Genomic DNA, 17,654 nt, shown 5'->3' with positions numbered 1-17,654 from the left:
TATCCTTCCCTTTCCAATTCGCAATGAAGTCCATCGTCATTCTGATCTCTGGCCGCGGCAGCAACATGGAAGCGATCGTGCGTGCCGGCATCCCGGGCGCACAGATTTCCGCGGTCATCAGCAACCGTCCCGGCGCGGGCGGGTTGGCGTTCGCCCAGGCACATGGAATTGCCGCCGAAGTGGTCGACCACACCGCCTTTGCCGACCGCGCCGCCTTCGATGCTGCGCTCGCCGCATGCATCGATGCGCATGCGCCCGACCTCGTGGTACTGGCCGGTTTCATGCGCGTGCTGACCGACGGCTTCGTGCGCCGCTACGAAGGGCGTCTGCTCAACATCCACCCCTCGCTGCTACCTTCCTTCCCGGGCCTGCACACACACCGGCGCGCGCTGGAAACCGGGGTGCGGGTGCATGGCGCGACGGTGCACTTCGTCACCGCCGAGCTCGATGATGGACCTATCGTGATCCAGGCCGCAGTTCCGGTGCTGGACGGGGATGACGAAGCCGCGTTGTCCGCACGTGTGCTGGCCCAGGAGCATCGCATCTATCCCCAGGCAGTCCGTTGGTTCGTCGAGGACCGGCTCGCGGTGCGGGGGAACCGGGTCGAGGTCCGCGGGCTGCCGGAAAGTGCGGATGTGGCGCTCCTCGTGCCGGCGCCGGAGGGGGCGGCATGATCGTGCGGATCCTGCGCGTGTTTTCCACAGTGTTTGCATTGCTGTTCGTGGTGCCCGCAGTGGCCGTGAGCGCAGCACCGCCAGCGGGCAGGATCTTGTTCGACGTGCATTACGGGTCGCAGGGTTTCAAGGTCGGAGAGGCTCGCCATGTATGGAAGTACGATGGTGTCCGGTACGAGCTTTCACTCACGCTGGAGGCGAAGGGGCTCGCCGGGCTGTTCGGGCTTGAGTATGCGCAGCGCAGCACCGGAACGCGTGATGGCAATGGGCTCAAGCCAGAGCTCTTCAGCGTGGAACAGCGTGGGCGCAAGCCCGAGAGTGCGCTCTTCGACTGGTCGCAGGGGCGGGTCAGCGTCCGCCGCGACGGGCAGGAGCGAAAGAGCGGCACCATACGCGCTGGCGACCAGGATGTGCTGAGCCTGTGGCACCAGGCGCGCCGCGTTGCCGAGCGTGGTGAAGCCGTCCATCTGACCGTGGTGACAAACAAGAGCATCAAGCAGGCTAAGCTTGAGCCAGCCGGCACCGAGCGCCTGAAGCTTGCGATGGGCGAGGTCGACACCGTGCGCGTCCATGCCTGGGCGGAGCAAGGCGAACTGGACATCAACATCTGGCTGTCCCCGCGGCACGGCATGCTGCCGGTCCGCATCCGCATCGAGGACGAGAAGGGCGGTGTCCTGGACCAGCGCGCCGTGCGCGTCGAACTTGGTGTGGCAGCGCAGAAACCGGAAAAGAACTGAAATGAGCAAGACGATCAAGACCAAGGCAGCCGAGGGGGCGGTATCCCGCCCCCTGTTCATTCATGCCGCACAGGCGCTGGGGGCGGTGCTCGGCTTCGAGCATCCAGCCGATGCGGTGCTATCGCGCCATTTTCGCGAGAACCGCGAGTTGGGGCACCGCGACCGGGGCTTTATCGCCGAGGCGGTGTATGGCGTGTTGCGCCGGCTGCGTTGGCTGCGCCGTCTTGCCGGCGAGGAGGCCACCCCGCGCATGCTGCTGCTGGCGTGGTTTGCGCGGGGTGAGGGCTGGCCGCTGCGCAATTTCGAAGGCTTGGTCAGTCCCACCGAGCGGGATTGGGTCGCTGCAGTGAAGGCGGCCGAGGTGGGTGCGCTTTCGCTGGCCGAACGTGCGGATCTGCCGGACTGGCTGGCCGATCGTCTTGCCGTGCAGATGGGGGAGGAAGAACTGGTTGCGCTGGCCCATGGCCTGAACCGGGCCGCTCCGCTCGATCTGCGCGTGAACCTGCTGAAAGCCGATCGGGATCAGGTGCTGGCGCGGCTGCAGTCGGAGGGGGTTGCCGCAGCGCCCGGCAGGCTGTCGCCGCAAGCGATCCGGTTGGCGGGCAAGCCGGCCTTGCAGAAGCACCCGCTGTTTCTCGAGGGGGGCTTCGAGGTACAGGACGAGGGTAGCCAGTTGCTGGGTTTGCTGGTGCAGCCTCGCCGTGGCGAGTTGGTGGTGGATTTCTGCGCCGGAGCGGGGGGCAAGACGCTGCAACTGGGCGCAATGATGCGCTCCACCGGCAGGCTGTATGCGCTGGACGTTTCGGAAAAGCGCCTTGCGAAGCTCAAACCCCGCATGGCGCGCGCAGGCCTGTCGAACGTGCATCCGGTGCTGATTGCGCACGAGGCCGACGCGAAGGTGAAGCGGCTTGCGGGCAAGGCCGACCGCGTGCTGGTCGATGCGCCCTGTACCGGCCTGGGCACGCTACGCCGCAACCCCGACCTGAAGTGGCGGCAGTCGCCCGCCGCGGTCGCGGAGATGACGTCCAAGCAGGCATCGATCCTCGCAGCGGCTGCGCGCCTCGTGCGTCCCGGCGGCCGGCTCGTCTATGCGACCTGCAGCCTGCTCGCCGAAGAGAACGACGCCATCGCCGATGCCTTCCTCACCGCGCATCCCGGCTTCCGTGCCCTTTCGGCGCAGGAGATCCTCGCCCGTCAGGGTGTGGAGATCGAAACCGGCGAACGCCTGCGTCTGCTGCCCCACGTTCATGACACCGATGGCTTTTTCGCTGCAGTGTTCGAGCGCAGTGAGGGCGCCTGATTCGCCGCGGACGAGCAGGAGAACGCGGGTGACGGCAGCTGGTCGGGGCCGGTCTTCGGTCCGCCTCGTCGCCTGCGTGCTGCTCGCGATCGGCCTGCAGGCCTCGCATGCGAGCCAGCGTTTTGCGGCCGAAGGTGAGATCGAGCTGGCGTTCTCACCGCGCGACGATGCAGAAAAGGTGCTCATCGGGCTTGTCCAGGATGCGCGCAAGAGTCTGCTTGTGCATGCTTACGCCTTCACAAGCCGCAGCATCGCTGACGCGATGGTGGCTGCGCATCACCGTGGAGTGAAGGTCGAAGTCCTGGCCGATGCGCAGATGAACCGGCGGGAAAAGGGCAATGCCATTGGCCGTCTGCTCGCGGCCGGGGTGCCCGTCGCCTTCGAGACTGCATACAGCGCGGCGCACAACAAGGTGTTGATTGTGGATGCCGAAGGGCCGGATTGTGCGGTGCTCACCGGTTCGTACAATTTCACGTGGTCGGCGCGCAACCGTAATGCCGAGAACATTCTGATCGTGCGCGAACATTGCCCGCTTGCGCGCGCTTATCGTGACAACTGGCGGCGCCACAGGGCCGATGCGACACCGATTCGTGCGCTGCCCTGGAAGCCCTGAACCGAGGGCGCGCAGGCCTGGCGTTAAAGCCCTGATGTGACCGTCGGCGTGCATGTGCAGCCTGGCTGCGAGGCGTTGGCGTTACCCCGTGACCTCAGTTACCCGGCTTCAGCATTCGCGCTCGGCGTCGGCCCAGCAGTTGGGCGTTTCGTACAGGCGCACGCGCTCGAGGCGCAGATCGTTTCCGTAGACGTCGTGATAGGCAGGTTCCAGAATGCGGAAGGCTTCGGCTGCGAGGTTCTCGGCCGTCGGGACCACATCCAGAACGATGGTCTTGTGCCCGGGCATGCTTGCGAGGAACTCGATCACTATGCTGTCGCCACGGTAGGCGAGGAAGGCATGATCCCAGCGCGAGACGACGAGTTCGTTGGCAATACGTTTGACGTCGGCGAAATCCATCACCATGCCGTTGACCGGTGCCCCATCGGCCTTGATGATGCTGCCCGAAAGGGTCACCTCCAGCGCATAGCGGTGGCCGTGAAGGTGCCGGCACTGGCTGGCATGATCGGGAATGCGGTGTCCGGCGTCGAATTCGAGGCGGCGGGTGATGCGCATGGCTTGGCTCTCCGGAAGGGGCGCAGATTATAACGCGCCGCCTGCCCACTGGCGTCGCGTGGTTTCCACGCGTGGTTTCCGCAAGTGTCTGACAAAACGATGAATTCTGCACATTCCATTCCGCCTGGAACGCTCGATACACTCAAGGTCAGCCAGCACGACCGGGACCTTGCCGGGCTGACCTACGTTTATCCCGTGCTCTCGCGTCGTGCTGGAGGGGTGTCGGTTGGCATCAACCTTAACCCCAACAACGCCTGCAACTGGCACTGTGCCTATTGCCAGGTGCCGGACTTGGTGCGCGGCAAGGCGCCCGACATCGATCTTTTACTCCTCGAGCACGAACTCTCCGGATTCCTGGCAGACCTGATCCATGGGGACTGGATGGAGCGCTTCGTGCCCGAAGGCTCGCGCGTCATTCGAGACATCGCCTTTTCGGGCAATGGCGAACCGACGAGTGCGGAGGTCTTTGCCGAGGCGGTGGACCGGGTGCTTCGCGTTCGCGATGCGTTCGGACTTGCTGCCGATGCGGTGCCCGTGCGGCTGATCACCAACGGCAGTCTGCTGGCGCAGGCGCGGGTTCAGGACGGCGTGCGCAGGCTGGGCGCCGGTGGCGGGGAGGTGTGGTTCAAGGTCGACGCGGGTACGACTGCCGGAATCGAACGCATCAACGGGGTGCGCCTTGAACCTGCAGCCGTGGCACGGAATCTGGCACGGTGCGCGGAGCTCTGCCCGACCTGGGTGCAGACCTGCGTGTTCCGCTGGGACGGTGCAGCGCCTGAGGAGGCCGAGCTGGATGCGTATCTGGATGTGCTCGCTCAGGCCGGGATCGCACGCCTGAAAGGGGTGCTGCTGTACGGCGTGGCACGCCCGTCCCGGCAACCGGAGGCCGTGCATGTCGCCCGCCTCAGCGAGGCAGAGATCGAGCAGATCGCCGAGCGTATACGACAGAAGGGGCTGACTGTTCGTGTCAGCCCCTGATGCGATCCCGCGTGCCGGCGCTCAGCGCTCCTTGCGTTTCGCGCGCGCTTCCTTCTTCAGCGACTTGTACAGCTCCGGATTGCTGGCCTTGAGGTACTCGGCCACTTCCATGTCGTCGCGCTTGACCTTCTCGATGTCGACCTGCTCGACATGAACGAGGCGAAGCAACGCCTGAACGGGACGGGGAATGTTGCGCCCGCTCTCGTAGCGGGAACCGCCGCTTTGCGTCACGCCGATCTTTGACCAGAACTGCGACTGGTTCAATCCAAGTTTGCGGCGAATTTCACGAACATCAAGTTTCTCTGTTGCTTTCATTACGGGGCCCTCGAAAAATTCTCCGACCCGGGTCGGAGCTACGCGCTTCTGCGCGGACTAGATCTGAATCTATGACCAAAGTCATAGAGTGCATGCAGTATAGGTCAGCAATCTTTCAAAATGCATTTTCGAATTTCGCGTTTATGTGAAATTTGAAATAGCATATCCAATTCGCCTTACGCAGATTCTCATCCGTCCTGGAAGTTTGTGGTTTGGATAAACTCGCGCGGTGGTTGGTAAGTGCTTTGATAGGACATTGGCACGGTTGGTTCAGTCTGGTGCTCTGAAGCGCAGCCTGGTGTTCTGCGGCCTCATCCGGAGGCGTGCTGGTTCTTCGAGTCGCACGATGCCAACACGGCGGGTGGCGGCTTGGGCGCGCGCTTTCCGGTGGGGACGGTCTGCTTGCGGGTAGGGAGTGATGGTCGTAGCCGCGGCTGGAGCAAGCGCTCGATCAGTGTTTGACCGGCAGAACTGAACTCGCTATGATCGCGCCTTCCTGATGGAGACGTGGCCGAGAGGTCGAAGGCACTCCCCTGCTAAGGGAGCATGCGGGCTAAAACTCGCATCGAGGGTTCGAATCCCTCCGTCTCCGCCAGACAAAACGCTGAAACCCGCACTGCCACTGGCTTTGCGGGTTTTTCGTTTTCTGGCGAGTCTCCACTTGAGTTGCCACTCGGCGGCTGCTAACCCCGGGGTTGCGTAGGGCCACATGCTGATGTGGCTGCTCTAGCTGCATCTATTACGCGCCCGCAAGCTGAACTTCAAATCGGCGCGATGAACGGGTTAAATCGGAGATGGGTTTGGGTTGTCAAGGCGCAGGCCACAGGCGCAGCAAGCAATGCGGGGTCGTCGGGTGCTGGCGACCCTGCCTATAATCCAGCCCGGTCGCCAAGGTGCGCATGCCCCCATGCGCCACGTACGATAGGACAGTGCGGAGTATGGAAGCGGTCGCAGTCATTGATTTCGAGACTACGGGGCTGTCTCCCGCGCAGGGTGATCGCGCCACGGAGATCGCAGCGGTCATCGTGGAGGACGGTCGTGTGGTCGACCGCTATCAGAGCCTGATGAACGCGGGCGTGCGGATTCCCGCCTACATCGAGGCGCTGACCGGGATCACGAACGCCATGGTCCGCAGCGCACCTTCGGCGGGCGAGGTGATGCGTGAGGTGTTCGATTTCGTCGGCGGCATGCCGATCGTCGCCCACAACGCTTCGTTCGACGCCAAGTTCTGGGACGCGGAGCTGGCACGGATCCAGCGCAGCAGGAAGCAGGACTTCGTATGCTCGCTGCTGCTGTCCCGGCGTCTGCTGCCGCTCGCGCCCAGTCACAAGCTCGGCGCGTTGGTCGAGTACGCCAGCCTGCCGGTCGCCGGGCGCTACCACCGCGCGCTGGCCGATGCCGAGATGGCCGCGAGCCTGCTGCTGCGGCTCGAGGATGAGCTGCGGCGCCGGCATCAGGTGCCCAGGGTGTCGGTCGCACTGCTGCGGCAGATCCAGCGCGCGTCGAAGGCGCAGCTGCCGAGATGCCTGGCCGCTGCCCGGGGATGCTGATGCCTGTGCGACGGGGCGCCGGGGCTGAGAGATGACGATCCGCTTCACACTCCCGCCCGACGAAATCGAGATCACCGCGATCCGCGCGCAGGGTGCGGGCGGCCAGAACGTCAACAAGGTGTCGAACGCCGTGCATCTGCGCTTCGACATCGCGGCATCGAGCCTGCCCGAGGACATCCGCACGCGACTGCTCGCCCTGCACGACCATCGGATCAGCAAGGAGGGCGTGGTGATCATCAAGGCGCAGAAGTTTCGCAGCCTGGAGAAGAGCCGCACCGAGGCGCTGCGCCGGCTGGAAGAGTTGATCGAGTGTGTGGCCGCGCCCCCGAAGGCGCGTCGTGCGACCCGGCCAACGCGTGCGTCGGTCGCCCGCAGACTGGAGGGGAAAGCGCGGCGGGCGTCGATCAAGGCCACGCGCGGAAGGGTGAGTGACTGATCGGCTTGTCCCGTCGAGGCTCAGTCAGCACCTCGCATCAATCAGCGTCCAGCAGGCGTGCGCACTCGTCCATCATCGATCGGGCCAGTTCCAACGCCGGCCTGCTTTTCGGCATCACCGATGCAAACGCGGCGCTTCAGGCTGGCGTGAGAGCCCTGGCCTCCGCGTCGCAGGGGTCGCCCCCGTCAGTCCCTTGCCCCACGGGGGTGAAGTCCTCCCGTTCGGCGATGAAGTTGGGACGTGGCTCCAGTCCGCAGAAGGGGGCGGCCGGCGTGTTGTGCACGCTGTTGAACACCATGAACACGTTGCTGCGGGGCAAGGGGGTGATGTTCGAACTGGAGCCATGCATCACGTTGCACTCGAAGAACGTGACCGAGCCCGCCGGCCCGGTCGGCGCGACAATGCCGCCGTCCTCGACGAGCTGGCTCAGGCTCGCCTCGTCGGGCACGCCGATGTCCTGCTGCCTGAGCGAGACCTTGTAGTGGTTCTCGGGCGTCGCGCCCACGCAGCGCACATAGCGCTGGTGCGATCCGGGAATGATCATCAGCGGGCCGTTATGGGGCGTGTTGGCCGTAAGTGCGATCGAGCAGCTCACCATGCGCATGGCGGGGATGCCGTCCTCCTCATGCCAGGTCTCGAAGTCGGAATGCCAGTAGAACGCCTGGCCGCGAAAGCCGCCCTTGTAGTTGACGCGCGACTGGTGGATGTACACCTGGCTGCCGAGCAACTGCTCGGCGATTGCCTGGGGTGGTTGGCGATGCGTGCGAGCACGGCGCTGCTGCGATGCACGGCGAAGATCGAGCGCAATTCCCTGCTGCCGGGCTCGATCACCGCTTCATTGCGATCCTTGATCGAATCGTCGGCACGCAGGCGCCCTAGCTCATCCAGGCAGGCCTGCACCTCACCGACATCGAGCAGCTCGTCGAAGTGCAGGTAGCCGTTTTCTTCGTAGAAACGTAGTGCTTCCGCGCTCAGCGGACCCGCGCCGGTGTGCGGGTAGACCACCGGATCCAGGCGCAGGCCGACATCGGCCTCGGACTCGAAGCGCGAAGGGTAGCGGTCGTCGGCGCGCGGACTTTGCAGCGCAGGCTGGGCGGTGCTCATGGCGGTCATGTCCATCATGGCGCTGCCCATCCTCTCAGTCGGCGAGCGCATACGCGCCCGTCTGGTCATGCACCTCGCGCCCGGTCAGCGGTGGATTGAACACGCACACCATGCGCATGTGGCTGCCCTTGTTGGCGCGCAGGATGTGGCGGTCGTGCCGGTTCAGGCAGTACAGGGTGCCGGGGCGGATGGCGTGGGTCACGCCGGTGGCGAGGTCGGTGATCTCGCCTTCGCCTTCGATGCAGTACACCGTCTCGAGGTGGTTCCTGTACTCGAACTCATGCTCGGTGCCTGGTTTGATGATGGTGTCGTTCAACGAATAGCCGACGCCGGCATCCTTGTAGATCAGGCGACGGCTGTTCCAGCCTTCGGTATCCACGTCGGCGGCGGTGCCGATGACGTCGTCCAGATGCTTCACGATCATTGGAGCTTCCTCGTAGGTACGGTGCACCCCGTTCTTTACGGGGCGCGGTAGGTGAAAGACGGGGAGCAGTGAGGACGGGGATCTTAGGCCGCGGCTACGATCGCGGCCGCCGCGTTGTCGACCCCCAGGGCGTCGCACAGACCCGCTTCGATCACGTCCAGGCCGTGCCGCAGCTCTTCCTCGGTGATGGTCAGGCTCGGGAGCAGCTTGAGCACCTGATCGTCGATGCCTGCGGTCTCGATGATCAGCCCGCGCTTGAAGCACGCCTGCGAGATGCGCGCCGCCAGCTGTGCGTCGTCGAACTCGACGCCCCAGATCAGCCCGCACCCGCGCACCCGCGCATCCGGAACGTGCTTTGCGACGATGTTGGCCAGGCGCTTCTCCACCAGCTCCGCCTTGCGCGCGACATCCTCGGTGAGGAGGCCGTCCTGCCAGAACTTGAGCGCGGCGGTGGCAGTGACGAAGGCCGGGTTGTGCCCGCGGAAGGTGCCGTTGTGTTCGCCCGGCGCCCATTGGTCGAGTTCGGGCTTGATCAGCACCAGCGCCAGCGGCAGGCCATAGCCCGACAAGGACTTGGACAGCGTGACGATGTCCGGCACGATGCCTGCGTCCTCGAAGCTGAAGAACGTCCCGGTGCGGCCGCAGCCGACCTGGATGTCATCGACGATGAGCAGCACGCCATGCTCTTCGGTAACGCGGCGCAGGCGCTGAAGCCACTCGATGCTGGCGACGTTGACGCCACCCTCTGCCTGCACGGTCTCGACGATGACCGCGGCAGGCTTGTCCATCCCGCTGCCCTCGTCCTTGAGCAGCGCTTCGAAGTAGTCGAGCGTATCGGTGCCTTCGCCAAGATAGCCATCGAACGGAACGGAGGCGGTGTGGCCGAGCGGCACGCCGGCCCCGGCGCGCTTGAACCCGTTCCCTGTCACCGCCAGCGCACCCAGCGTCATGCCGTGAAAGGCATTGGTGAAGCCGACCACCTGCTCGCGTCCGGTCACCTTGCGCGCCAGCTTGAGCGCAGCCTCGACCGCATTGGTGCCGGTCGGCCCGGGAAACTGGAATTTGTAGCGCAGGCCTCGCGGCTGCAGGATGACTTCGTTGAAGCGCTCGATGAAGCCCTGCTTCGCCTCGGTGTACATGTCCAGCGAGTGCGTGATGCCGTCGCGCATAAGGTAGGCCAGCAGGGCCTGCTTGATCCTATCGGGGTTGTGACCGTAGTTCAGCACACCTGCGCCGCAGAAGAAGTCGAGGTAGCGGCGGCCCTCGGCGTCTATCATCCACGCGCCCTTGGCGCTGGTGAACATCGCGGGAAAACTGCGGCAATAGCCGCGTACTTCGGATTCGCACTGTTCGAATGGGTTCATCATGAAGTAACTCCTGTGGTCGAAAAAGGGCGGGGCTGCGCTCGACGCGGGACGAGCGCTATCGGGGCGCTCGCGCCTGCGAGTGCCTGGCACGGCACGAAGCCGGTCAGACCGGTATGGGGTTCTCGAGCTGGGACTGAACGCCGCGGGCGGGCGTATGGCGCGCAATCGGGCCCACGCGCAACAGTGGCTCGGCGGGGTGATCTGCTGGAAACAGATCGACGGTGAAGTAGGGGGTTACGTGGCAGCGGGTGTCATGTTCGCGCGCCAGGCGGTGAAACAGCGCACTTGAGGCCAGGTTGTCGTCCGCCACTGTGGCTGTCACCCAGCGACAGCAGGCATTGGCCGGCAGGCTCAACCACTGCTGCAGCAGCTGCAGGCCGAGGCCCTGGCCGCGCTGCTCGGGCAGCACCCCCACCTGCCAGACGAAGGCAGTGTCGGCCTCGCGCGGCGGGTGGAAGCCGATGACGGCGCCGACGATGCGGCCGTCCTGCTCAGCCACAAGGCAGGTGTCGCCGAAGTCGGCGGCGAACAGCACGTAGAAATAGACCGAGTTTGGCTCCAGCGTGCCAGTAGCCTGGACGAATTGCCACAGAGCGGTGCCATCACTCGGGCGGGTGCTACGGAAACGAATGGGAGCGCGGGTGGAGGATCGGATGGACGAAGGTGTCTCGGTACGGGTCATGTCGTGGGTTGTTCTGGTGGCATGCCGCACTCACTGCGAGGTGAAGTGCAGCATGGCAGACCACGTCAGCGCCTTGGGGCGGGCACCGCGGCCGGTCGGCCCCGGCAAGAGGCCTCACAAAACTCAAGCGACGCATTGGCCGTTGAACGATCGCCCACTGCATGGCATGAATGGCCAGTCAATTGACCCTTGCGCAGCGGGAGGGATCCGATGTATTTGCTCAAATCCTTTTTTACCTTACCCGAGCATCCGGTTTCACATCAAGTCTGCGAAGGCGGTCATTGGATTTCGAGGTCACGGGGCTTGTCGTCCGCGTAAGGGCTTGTCGCCCGCGTAAGGCGATCGCGCCACGGAGATCGCAGCGCTTATCGTGGAGGATGGTCGTATGGTCGCCGCTACCGGAGTTTGACGAAAGCGGGGGTGCGGACTCCCACTTGCAACGAGGCGCTGACCGGGAGTACGGCCGCCATGGTCTGCAGCGCGCCGTGGCGGGGGAGGTGATCGGTGACCTTGCGGATTGCGTTGGTGAGTTTGTGATGCGACTCGAGGATGCGCTGCGGCTTCGACCGTGCCGGGGGGCCACCAGTGATCAGGCGACCAATGACGGGCTGCGCCACGACTCCTTATCCTCCCGCATGGCGGTGAGCGCTGATGAGGATGTTCCGCGGCGTGAGTGTTCGTGTGCAGAAGCAGCCGATCTGGACTTCGAAGCCACGCTCCTGCAGTCCCAGCGCGAGGTCGAGGGCCAACCAGATCTCCAGTGGGCGGCGGTAGGCGTGGCGGATGATCTCGAGGCGAAGGACCTGTTCGCGGCGGGCGGCTCCGGCGTTCTCCCAATGTGCCCAGTTGATGTGCCCGGGGAGCCGCAGTTGCGCGCGCGCGGCGAGAAGCCTGCAGAAGTTGGCGAAATCGTTCTTCAGCCATGCAGCCGGAACGGGCTGGAATGGTCTCTCCGCCTGAAGTCCGAGGTCATTGCGGAGCGCCAGATAACCGAGCTTCCAGGCCTGATCCCGCGCGAGTCGGCGACGGTCGTGCAGTGGCGCGGTGACGGTCTCGGTGACGGCGAGGCGCAGCTTGTTGCTGTCGAGTTGGAGGGTGGCGGTACCGCTCATGGCCTGGTAGGCGCCGGCGCTACCCTTGTGGTAACAACAGGGCGCGATGTGCAGGCTGCGCGCGCCGTGGTCGGCAGCGGTGCGGACGAGCCGGCGATGCAACTCTCCGCATGCATGCAGGGCTACGACGTCCCGCCCCTCAAGGTATTCGATTGCTGATGGGCTCGTCGCGTCGCCTTGGAGGATGGTGTGCGGAACGCGGTGTCGGGCGGCGAGCTGTCTGGCTTGCTGGCAGAGCGCGACATCGATCTCGAGTGCGGCGACTTCGATTCTGCGCGTTTGATGCAGGTGTCGGCCCAGGTGCGCCTTGCCAGCACACCATTCGAGGGCGGGCCCTGGAATCTGCGGCAAACGAGAGGCGAAAGCCTCGATCTGCGCTTTCTTGCGGCCCGGGATCCCTACGTCGAGGTGCGGCGGCACGGGTGTGGCCGGCTGCGCGGGCAGCATGTCGAGCGTGCTGAGTGCGGTCAGTTCCGCCAGGCCGTGCAGGTGCGGTGCGAGCCAGTTCGTCGCCAGATCCGGTTTGTCGCGGTAACGATCAACGCTTGCGGCATCCAGTGCGAGGACCTGGTGTGCCAGCTGCGGCTGATCCAGGCACCATTGCGGGAGTTCCTGATGAAAAGGCGAGGGCGCCCAGAAGGCGCGATGGGCCTGTAGCAGCGCTTGCAGTGCGAGAAAGCGTTCGCGCAGGTCCACTATCGGGGTGGCTCGTATCGGGTCGGATGGTGTCTAGGGGAGTCCATGCACGGGCTCGAGCAGCTGGATGACGGGCTGTGCAGGGGGCTATTGCATGCAGGGTGGCGTGGCGAAAACAGCGTGTATTGGAGGATGCTACAAAAATTGCAGAACGTGTTTACAAAGCGAAGAACGCTTACTATACTGCGCGCTCTTCGGTGACGGGGGTATAGCTCAGCTGGGAGAGCGCTTGCATGGCATGCAAGAGGTCAGCGGTTCGATCCCGCTTACCTCCACCAAATCGAAGTTGCAGTGCTGCAGTCCCCATCGTCTAGAGGCCTAGGACACCGCCCTTTCACGGCGATAACCGGGGTTCGAATCCCCGTGGGGACGCCATACAAGGCGACACAGCCATTGGGCTGTGAAGCGAATCCGACAAGCGTCGGAGAAAGTCAGTGCGGAGTGGTAGTTCAGTTGGTTAGAATACCGGCCTGTCACGCCGGGGGTCGCGGGTTCGAGTCCCGTCCACTCCGCCAGTTTCACCCGGAGCTTTGCTCCGGTCTGTTTCGAGAGTCGCGCTTCGGAACAGTTGCGGTGAGCTTGAACGGAAGCTATAATCGCCGACTCGTTGTGGGGGTATAGCTCAGCTGGGAGAGCGCTTGCATGGCATGCAAGAGGTCAGCGGTTCGATCCCGCTTACCTCCACCAAAGGTTTTGAGCAGTAAGTAGGCTTGCAGTCCCCATCGTCTAGAGGCCTAGGACACCGCCCTTTCACGGCGATAACCGGGGTTCGAATCCCCGTGGGGACGCCAACAAGGCGACCTGGCATGGATCAGGTTGCAAACCGGCGAAAGCCGGAGCAGGTTAGTGCGGAGTGGTAGTTCAGTTGGTTAGAATACCGGCCTGTCACGCCGGGGGTCGCGGGTTCGAGTCCCGTCCACTCCGCCACAAAAAAGCCCTTTCGAGATATCTCGAAAGGGCTTTTTCAATTTTTGCGCCCTGGATTTCTTCCTCCGTAAGGCTGGTCAGTCCGCCTGTCATCGGCTAGAGTTTCGTTCCATACGCTGTAGTATGGAAGGCGAAGGCCGCCGCCATTGCAGCGTTCGTTTCGGACCAACTATCGAGGGAGCGTATGAAGATGAGCATCGGCAAGATCGGCGTGGTGGGCGCCGGGACCATGGGGAACGGCATTGCACAGGCCTTTGCGGCCGCAGGTTTGAATGTGGTCATGATGGATATCGGTGAGCCCCAGGTGCAACGCGGGTTGTCGACCATCAGTGCGAGTCTTGATCGGCTGATCAAGAAGGAAAAGATGAGCGCCGACGAGAAAGCGGCTGTGATGGCGCGCATTTCAACTGCGACGGTCGTGAGCGCGCTCGCCGACTGCGACCTCGTCATCGAGGCTGCCACCGAGAATCTCGATCTCAAACTGAAGATTTTTGCGGATCTGGACGCCGCGATGAAGCAGGACGCGATTCTCGCGACCAATACTTCCTCGATCTCGGTGACTCGCCTGGCTGCCGCAACTGGCCGTGCCGACCGTGTCATCGGCATGCATTTCTTCAATCCGGTGCCGATGATGGCGCTGGTTGAGTTGATCCGTGGCCTGCAGACGAGTGCCGAGACTCACGCCCGTGTCGAGGCCGTGGCCAGGCAGATCGGCAAGACGCCGGTGCAGGTGAAGAACAGCCCGGGTTTCGTGGTCAACCGCATGCTGTGCCCGATGATCAACGAGGCGATCTTCACCCTTGGCGAAGGGCTTGCTACCGCTGGGGAGATCGACGAGGCCATGAAGCTCGGCTGCAACCACCCGATTGGCCCGCTGGCGCTGTGCGATCTCATCGGGCTGGACGTGCAGCTTGCGGTGATGCAGGTGCTGTTCGAGGGCTTCAAGGATCCGAAGTATCGTCCGGCTCCGCTGCTGGTGGAGATGGTCGAGGCGGGTTATCTGGGGCGCAAGAGCGGGAAGGGCTTCTTCGATTACAAATGATGTGTACCCCCGCCGGCATTGTGCGCTGCGGGCGGGCGTACACGCACGAACGCCACCCGAGGGTGGCGTTCGCTTGTTGCAAACGGCGATCCGTGGATCAGCCGCGGCCCGAGCGCATCGCGTCGAAGAACTCCGCGTTGCCTTTGGTGGCCTTGATCTTGTCAAGCAGGAATTCCATCGCGTCGATGTCATCCATGCCGTAGAGCAGCTTGCGCAGGATCCACACTTTCTGCAGCACGTCGGCCTTGAGCAGCAACTCTTCGCGCCGGGTGCCCGACCGGTTGACGTTGATGGCTGGATAGACGCGTTTCTCGGCCATGCGGCGATCGAGGTGGAGCTCCATGTTGCCGGTGCCCTTGAATTCCTCGTAGATCACGTCGTCCATGCGACTGCCGGTATCGATCAGGGTCGTGGCAATGATGGTCAGAGAGCCGCCTTCCTCGATGTTGCGCGCGGCACCGAAGAAGCGCTTGGGCTTCTGCAGCGCGTTGGCATCGACGCCGCCGGTCAGTACCTTTCCGGATGCGGGCTGCACCGTGTTGTAGGCGCGTGCGAGACGGGTCAGCGAGTCGAGAAGGATCACGACGTCATACTTGTGCTCGGTCAGGCGCTTGGCCTTTTCGATCACCATCTCGGCGACCTGAACGTGACGCGTTGCCGGTTCATCGAAGGTGGAGGCCACGACCTCGCCCTTCACCGAGCGCTGCATCTCGGTCACTTCCTCCGGGCGCTCGTCGATCAGCAACACGATCAGCTTGACGTCCGGGTGGTTGGCCGTGATCGCGTGCGCGATATGCTGCAGCATGACGGTCTTGCCACTCTTGGGCGGTGCGACGAGCAGGCCGCGCTGGCCCTTGCCGATGGGCGCGATCATGTCGATGACGCGGCTGGTGACGTTCTCCTCGCCGCGCATCTCGCGCTCGAGCTTCAGGCACTCCTGCGGATGCAGCGGCGTGAGGTTCTCGAACAGGATCTTGTTCTTGCATTCTTCCGGGGGGCGACCGTTGATCGTGTCGAGCTTGGTGAGCGCGAAATAACGCTCGCCGTCCTTCGGAATGCGGATCTCTCCCTCGATCGTGTCGCCGGTGCGCAGGTTGAAGCGCCGGATCTGCGAGGGCGACACATAGATGTCGTCCGTCCCCGCGAGGTACGAGGTGTCGGGAGAGCGCAGGAAGCCGAATCCGTCAGGCAGCACTTCGAGTGCGCCATCGCCACAGATCGGATCGCCCCTGCGGGCACGGTTGCGCAACAGCGCGAAGACGAGTTCCTGCTTGCGCAGCCTGTTTGCGCCTTCCACGCCCGCCTCGACCGCCATCTGCAGCAATTCGCTGACATGCAGGGCCTTGAGCTCGGAGAGGTGGAGTGCCGGGGCGTTGGGGTCGCGGGGCGTGGAGGAAGCTTCCTCGCCGACGGCCTCGACGTCGAACAGGTCGTTTTCGGACTTTGCGTTCTGGGGGGAATTGCCGTCCCGGTTTCGCGCGCCGCGGCGACGGGCGCGCGAAGAACTGCGGGAACGGGCCGGAGCCTGGTCCGGCTTAGATGTTGCTGTCAATGAAGGCGGTCAGTTGAGATTTGGAAAGGGCGCCCACTTTGGTCGCCTCGACGTTGCCGCCCTTGAACAGCATCAGCGTGGGGATGCCACGAATGCCGTACTTGGCGGGGGTTTCCTGGTTGTCATCGATGTTGAGCTTGGCAACCTTGAGCTTGCCGGCGTAATCCTTGGCGACGTCGTCGAGGATCGGGGCGATCATCTTGCAGGGGCCGCACCATTCGGCCCAGTAATCGACCAGCACCGGGGTCTGGGACTGCAGCACTTCGGCTTCGAAGTTGCCGTCGGTCACATAGTGGATATGCTCGCTCATGATTCCTCACATAAGGGCTAGCGGGGATGGACGCAACTGCACTGCTGCGTCGCGGAGAATGGATACGAGAGGGAGAGGATGAGCCGGCGATGCGCCGCTGTGCGGAGGATGCAGGCCGGGAGGTCCGGAGGAAGGGAGGGCCTTCCGTGAAGGATTTGCGCCGAAACTTATGCGAACCGATGCCCCGCGTCAAGGGTCTTGGAAGGCTGCGGGTGCTATCGGGCAGCAAGGCGTGGCAAAAAAACAAACGACTGGACTATATTTGACGTCCGGGCCAGCCAGTTGGCCAGCACAATTCTCACGCTTGGAGAGACACAATGGCTTATGTCGTGACCGAAAGCTGCATCCGTTGCAAATACACCGACTGTGTGGATGTCTGTCCGGTGGACTGCTTCCGGGAAGGCCCCAATTTTCTGGTCATCGACCCCGAGGAGTGCATCGACTGTACGCTGTGCGTGGCCGAGTGTCCGGTCGAGGCGATCTTCGCCGAAGACGACGTGCCCGCGGACCAGCAGCAGTTCATCGCGCTCAATGCGGAGCTTGCGAAGCAGTGGAAGCCGATCGTCGAGCGCAAGGATTCGCTGCCCGATGCGGACCAATGGGCGAAGATCAAATCCAAGCTTGGCGAGCTTCTGCGCTGAGCGAAGGCGGGTAGGTGTCTTCCCTGACCGGCTTTGCGGCATCGGGGTGTTGCACTAATATGGCGCCTGAACGGCTGTCAGACATACTCATTTACAGGCTTCGGAGACCGTCATGCTGGTGAGCGAGATTCTCGCGATCAAGGGCAAGGTGTTGTTTACCATCGCGCCCAACAGGAACATTGCCGAAGCGGTCGAGATCATGAACGAGCAGGACGTCGGCTCGCTCGTCGTTTTTTCTCGTGGCGAGATGGTTGGCCTGCTGACCTTCCGCGAGGTGCTGGTCGCCGTGCAGAAAGCGGGCGCCGACTGGCAGGCCCTCAGCGTCGGGGACGTCATGCTGCAGGATCCGCGCTCGGCTTCGCCGGACATGGAAATGGACGAGCTGCGCCGCCTGATGGTCGAGCATCATCAGCGCTACCTGCCCGTAATGGATGGCCATACGCTGCTCGGCGTGGTCAGCTTCCATGATGTGGCGAAGGCTGTGCTCGAAGAGCAGAGCTTCGAGAACCGGATGCTGAAGAACTACATCCGCAACTGGCCCGAAGGCGAGGAGCGGCAGCAGTAAGTATCCGCAAGAACAAGACCGGGCGATCTGCCCGGCGCGCGGTGCGCAGTCACCGCACCTCCATGGACGGAGCG

The 17,654-nt window shown here is 63.7% G+C and carries 20 protein-coding genes and 7 tRNA genes; 17 read left to right on the top strand and 10 right to left on the bottom strand.

The features are described 5' to 3' along the window. Positions 1–23 precede the first annotated feature (23 nt). Genes purN through ACNKW1_RS02845 form a run of 4 tightly spaced genes read left to right on the top strand, consistent with a single transcriptional unit; the run spans position 24 to position 3,324 of the window. Entirely contained in the window at positions 24–674 is a 651-nt protein-coding gene (purN, locus tag ACNKW1_RS02860) for a phosphoribosylglycinamide formyltransferase (protein ID WP_418363078.1), read from the top strand. Continuing rightward, positions 671–1,411 carry a DUF3108 domain-containing protein gene (locus tag ACNKW1_RS02855; protein ID WP_418363077.1) on the top strand — a complete coding sequence of 247 codons (741 nt, stop codon included), beginning with the start codon at positions 671–673 and terminating at the stop codon, positions 1,409–1,411. Before purN ends, ACNKW1_RS02855 begins: the two co-directional genes overlap by 4 nt. A 1-nt stretch (position 1,412) precedes the next feature. After that, positions 1,413–2,711, top strand: coding sequence for an RsmB/NOP family class I SAM-dependent RNA methyltransferase (locus tag ACNKW1_RS02850; RefSeq protein WP_418363076.1), 1,299 nt, complete (start codon positions 1,413–1,415; stop codon positions 2,709–2,711). 28 nt (positions 2,712–2,739) lie between these two features. Further along, complete coding sequence (locus ACNKW1_RS02845; protein ID WP_418363075.1) at positions 2,740–3,324, top strand: phospholipase D family protein; 585 nt, start codon at positions 2,740–2,742, stop codon at positions 3,322–3,324. Positions 3,325–3,432: 108 nt separating this feature from the next. Here the strand turns inward: ACNKW1_RS02845 and queD are convergent, their stop codons facing one another. Beyond that, a complete protein-coding gene (gene queD, locus ACNKW1_RS02840; RefSeq protein ID WP_418363074.1) occupies positions 3,433–3,879 on the bottom strand; it encodes a 6-carboxytetrahydropterin synthase QueD in 447 nt (148 codons plus the stop codon). A 99-nt stretch (positions 3,880–3,978) separates the two neighbouring features. Here queD and ACNKW1_RS02835 point away from each other — a divergent pair, with 99 nt between their 5' ends. Beyond that, positions 3,979–4,857 (top strand): radical SAM protein, encoded by an 879-nt coding sequence (locus ACNKW1_RS02835; RefSeq protein ID WP_418363073.1) that lies wholly within the window; start codon positions 3,979–3,981, stop codon positions 4,855–4,857. A gap of 21 nt (positions 4,858–4,878) precedes the next feature. Here ACNKW1_RS02835 and ACNKW1_RS02830 read toward each other — a convergent pair whose 3' ends face one another. Next, positions 4,879–5,172 (bottom strand): helix-turn-helix domain-containing protein, encoded by a 294-nt coding sequence (locus ACNKW1_RS02830; RefSeq protein ID WP_418363072.1) that lies wholly within the window; start codon positions 5,170–5,172, stop codon positions 4,879–4,881. Positions 5,173–5,673: 501 nt separating this feature from the next. On the opposite strand from ACNKW1_RS02830, the gene ACNKW1_RS02825 reads away from it, so the two are divergent. From ACNKW1_RS02825 to arfB, 3 genes are all read left to right on the top strand, one after another. Then, positions 5,674–5,767, top strand: a tRNA-Ser gene (locus ACNKW1_RS02825). A gap of 343 nt (positions 5,768–6,110) precedes the next feature. Next, positions 6,111–6,722: a PolC-type DNA polymerase III gene (locus ACNKW1_RS02820; RefSeq protein ID WP_418363071.1), complete on the top strand. Its 612-nt coding sequence runs from the start codon at positions 6,111–6,113 to the stop codon at positions 6,720–6,722. Between the two features lie 31 nt (positions 6,723–6,753). Next, entirely contained in the window at positions 6,754–7,158 is a 405-nt protein-coding gene (gene arfB, locus ACNKW1_RS02815; RefSeq protein WP_418363070.1) for an alternative ribosome rescue aminoacyl-tRNA hydrolase ArfB, read from the top strand. Positions 7,159–7,294: 136 nt separating this feature from the next. Here arfB and ACNKW1_RS02810 read toward each other — a convergent pair whose 3' ends face one another. From ACNKW1_RS02810 to ACNKW1_RS02785, 6 genes are all read right to left on the bottom strand, one after another. Beyond that, a complete protein-coding gene (locus ACNKW1_RS02810) occupies positions 7,295–7,885 on the bottom strand; it encodes a phytanoyl-CoA dioxygenase family protein (protein ID WP_418363069.1) in 591 nt (196 codons plus the stop codon). A gap of 411 nt (positions 7,886–8,296) precedes the next feature. Next, positions 8,297–8,686 carry an ectoine synthase gene (locus ACNKW1_RS02805; RefSeq protein WP_418363068.1) on the bottom strand — a complete coding sequence of 130 codons (390 nt, stop codon included), beginning with the start codon at positions 8,684–8,686 and terminating at the stop codon, positions 8,297–8,299. Between the two features lie 83 nt (positions 8,687–8,769). Further along, positions 8,770–10,053, bottom strand: a complete 1,284-nt coding sequence (gene ectB / locus ACNKW1_RS02800; protein WP_418363067.1) for a diaminobutyrate--2-oxoglutarate transaminase — start codon at positions 10,051–10,053, stop codon at positions 8,770–8,772. A gap of 103 nt (positions 10,054–10,156) precedes the next feature. Further along, positions 10,157–10,735, bottom strand: a complete 579-nt coding sequence (gene ectA / locus ACNKW1_RS02795; RefSeq protein ID WP_418363066.1) for a diaminobutyrate acetyltransferase — start codon at positions 10,733–10,735, stop codon at positions 10,157–10,159. Between the two features lie 395 nt (positions 10,736–11,130). After that, positions 11,131–11,352: a hypothetical protein gene (locus tag ACNKW1_RS02790; RefSeq protein ID WP_418363065.1), complete on the bottom strand. Its 222-nt coding sequence runs from the start codon at positions 11,350–11,352 to the stop codon at positions 11,131–11,133. Between the two features lie 6 nt (positions 11,353–11,358). Continuing rightward, on the bottom strand, positions 11,359–12,543 hold the full coding sequence (locus tag ACNKW1_RS02785) for a methyltransferase (protein WP_418363064.1): 1,185 nt from the start codon (positions 12,541–12,543) through the stop codon (positions 11,359–11,361). 202 nt (positions 12,544–12,745) lie between these two features. On the opposite strand from ACNKW1_RS02785, the gene ACNKW1_RS02780 reads away from it, so the two are divergent. The 7 genes from ACNKW1_RS02780 (at position 12,746) to ACNKW1_RS02750 (ending at position 14,512) form a co-directional block, all read left to right on the top strand. After that, a tRNA-Ala gene (locus tag ACNKW1_RS02780) sits at positions 12,746–12,821 on the top strand. A 21-nt stretch (positions 12,822–12,842) separates the two neighbouring features. Further along, positions 12,843–12,918, top strand: a tRNA-Glu gene (locus ACNKW1_RS02775). 63 nt (positions 12,919–12,981) lie between these two features. Then, positions 12,982–13,058, top strand: a tRNA-Asp gene (locus ACNKW1_RS02770). A gap of 96 nt (positions 13,059–13,154) precedes the next feature. Further along, positions 13,155–13,230, top strand: a tRNA-Ala gene (locus ACNKW1_RS02765). A 28-nt stretch (positions 13,231–13,258) separates the two neighbouring features. Further along, positions 13,259–13,334, top strand: a tRNA-Glu gene (locus ACNKW1_RS02760). Between the two features lie 59 nt (positions 13,335–13,393). Continuing rightward, positions 13,394–13,470, top strand: a tRNA-Asp gene (locus ACNKW1_RS02755). A gap of 190 nt (positions 13,471–13,660) precedes the next feature. Continuing rightward, positions 13,661–14,512 (top strand): 3-hydroxybutyryl-CoA dehydrogenase, encoded by an 852-nt coding sequence (locus ACNKW1_RS02750; protein ID WP_418363351.1) that lies wholly within the window; start codon positions 13,661–13,663, stop codon positions 14,510–14,512. A 97-nt stretch (positions 14,513–14,609) separates the two neighbouring features. Here ACNKW1_RS02750 and rho read toward each other — a convergent pair whose 3' ends face one another. Continuing rightward, positions 14,610–16,064, bottom strand: coding sequence for a transcription termination factor Rho (gene rho, locus ACNKW1_RS02745; protein WP_418363063.1), 1,455 nt, complete (start codon positions 16,062–16,064; stop codon positions 14,610–14,612). Next, positions 16,048–16,374, bottom strand: a complete 327-nt coding sequence (gene trxA / locus ACNKW1_RS02740) for a thioredoxin TrxA (RefSeq protein WP_418363062.1) — start codon at positions 16,372–16,374, stop codon at positions 16,048–16,050. The genes rho and trxA overlap by 17 nt, the downstream gene beginning before the upstream one ends. 317 nt (positions 16,375–16,691) lie before the next feature. Here trxA and fdxA point away from each other — a divergent pair, with 317 nt between their 5' ends. Beyond that, positions 16,692–17,015, top strand: coding sequence for a ferredoxin FdxA (gene fdxA / locus ACNKW1_RS02735; RefSeq protein ID WP_418363061.1), 324 nt, complete (start codon positions 16,692–16,694; stop codon positions 17,013–17,015). Positions 17,016–17,127: 112 nt separating this feature from the next. Then, a complete protein-coding gene (locus ACNKW1_RS02730) occupies positions 17,128–17,580 on the top strand; it encodes a CBS domain-containing protein (protein WP_418363060.1) in 453 nt (150 codons plus the stop codon). The last annotated feature ends 74 nt before the right edge of the window (positions 17,581–17,654 follow it).

The organism is Thauera sp. WH-2, assembly GCF_048321015.1.
Lineage (GTDB): Bacteria > Pseudomonadota > Gammaproteobacteria > Burkholderiales > Rhodocyclaceae > Thauera.
Note: the sequence above shows the minus strand (reverse complement) of the source record. Positions and strands in the feature narration are given on the sequence as shown.

What these genes read in the sequence shown, in the direction of transcription:
- purN (WP_418363078.1), top strand. Translation starts at nt 24, where the DNA reads ATGAAGTCCATCGTCATTCTGATCTCTGGCCGCGGCAGCAACATGGAA.
- ACNKW1_RS02855 (WP_418363077.1), top strand. Translation starts at nt 671, where the DNA reads ATGATCGTGCGGATCCTGCGCGTGTTTTCCACAGTGTTTGCATTGCTG.
- ACNKW1_RS02850 (WP_418363076.1), top strand. Translation starts at nt 1,413, where the DNA reads ATGAGCAAGACGATCAAGACCAAGGCAGCCGAGGGGGCGGTATCCCGC.
- queD (WP_418363074.1), bottom strand. Translation starts at nt 3,879, where the DNA reads ATGCGCATCACCCGCCGCCTCGAATTCGACGCCGGACACCGCATTCCC.
- ACNKW1_RS02835 (WP_418363073.1), top strand. Translation starts at nt 3,979, where the DNA reads ATGAATTCTGCACATTCCATTCCGCCTGGAACGCTCGATACACTCAAG.
- ACNKW1_RS02830 (WP_418363072.1), bottom strand. Translation starts at nt 5,172, where the DNA reads ATGAAAGCAACAGAGAAACTTGATGTTCGTGAAATTCGCCGCAAACTT.
- ACNKW1_RS02820 (WP_418363071.1), top strand. Translation starts at nt 6,111, where the DNA reads ATGGAAGCGGTCGCAGTCATTGATTTCGAGACTACGGGGCTGTCTCCC.
- arfB (WP_418363070.1), top strand. Translation starts at nt 6,754, where the DNA reads ATGACGATCCGCTTCACACTCCCGCCCGACGAAATCGAGATCACCGCG.
- ACNKW1_RS02805 (WP_418363068.1), bottom strand. Translation starts at nt 8,686, where the DNA reads ATGATCGTGAAGCATCTGGACGACGTCATCGGCACCGCCGCCGACGTG.
- ectB (WP_418363067.1), bottom strand. Translation starts at nt 10,053, where the DNA reads ATGATGAACCCATTCGAACAGTGCGAATCCGAAGTACGCGGCTATTGC.
- ectA (WP_418363066.1), bottom strand. Translation starts at nt 10,735, where the DNA reads ATGACCCGTACCGAGACACCTTCGTCCATCCGATCCTCCACCCGCGCT.
- ACNKW1_RS02750 (WP_418363351.1), top strand. Translation starts at nt 13,661, where the DNA reads ATGAGCATCGGCAAGATCGGCGTGGTGGGCGCCGGGACCATGGGGAAC.
- trxA (WP_418363062.1), bottom strand. Translation starts at nt 16,374, where the DNA reads ATGAGCGAGCATATCCACTATGTGACCGACGGCAACTTCGAAGCCGAA.
- fdxA (WP_418363061.1), top strand. Translation starts at nt 16,692, where the DNA reads ATGGCTTATGTCGTGACCGAAAGCTGCATCCGTTGCAAATACACCGAC.
- ACNKW1_RS02730 (WP_418363060.1), top strand. Translation starts at nt 17,128, where the DNA reads ATGCTGGTGAGCGAGATTCTCGCGATCAAGGGCAAGGTGTTGTTTACC.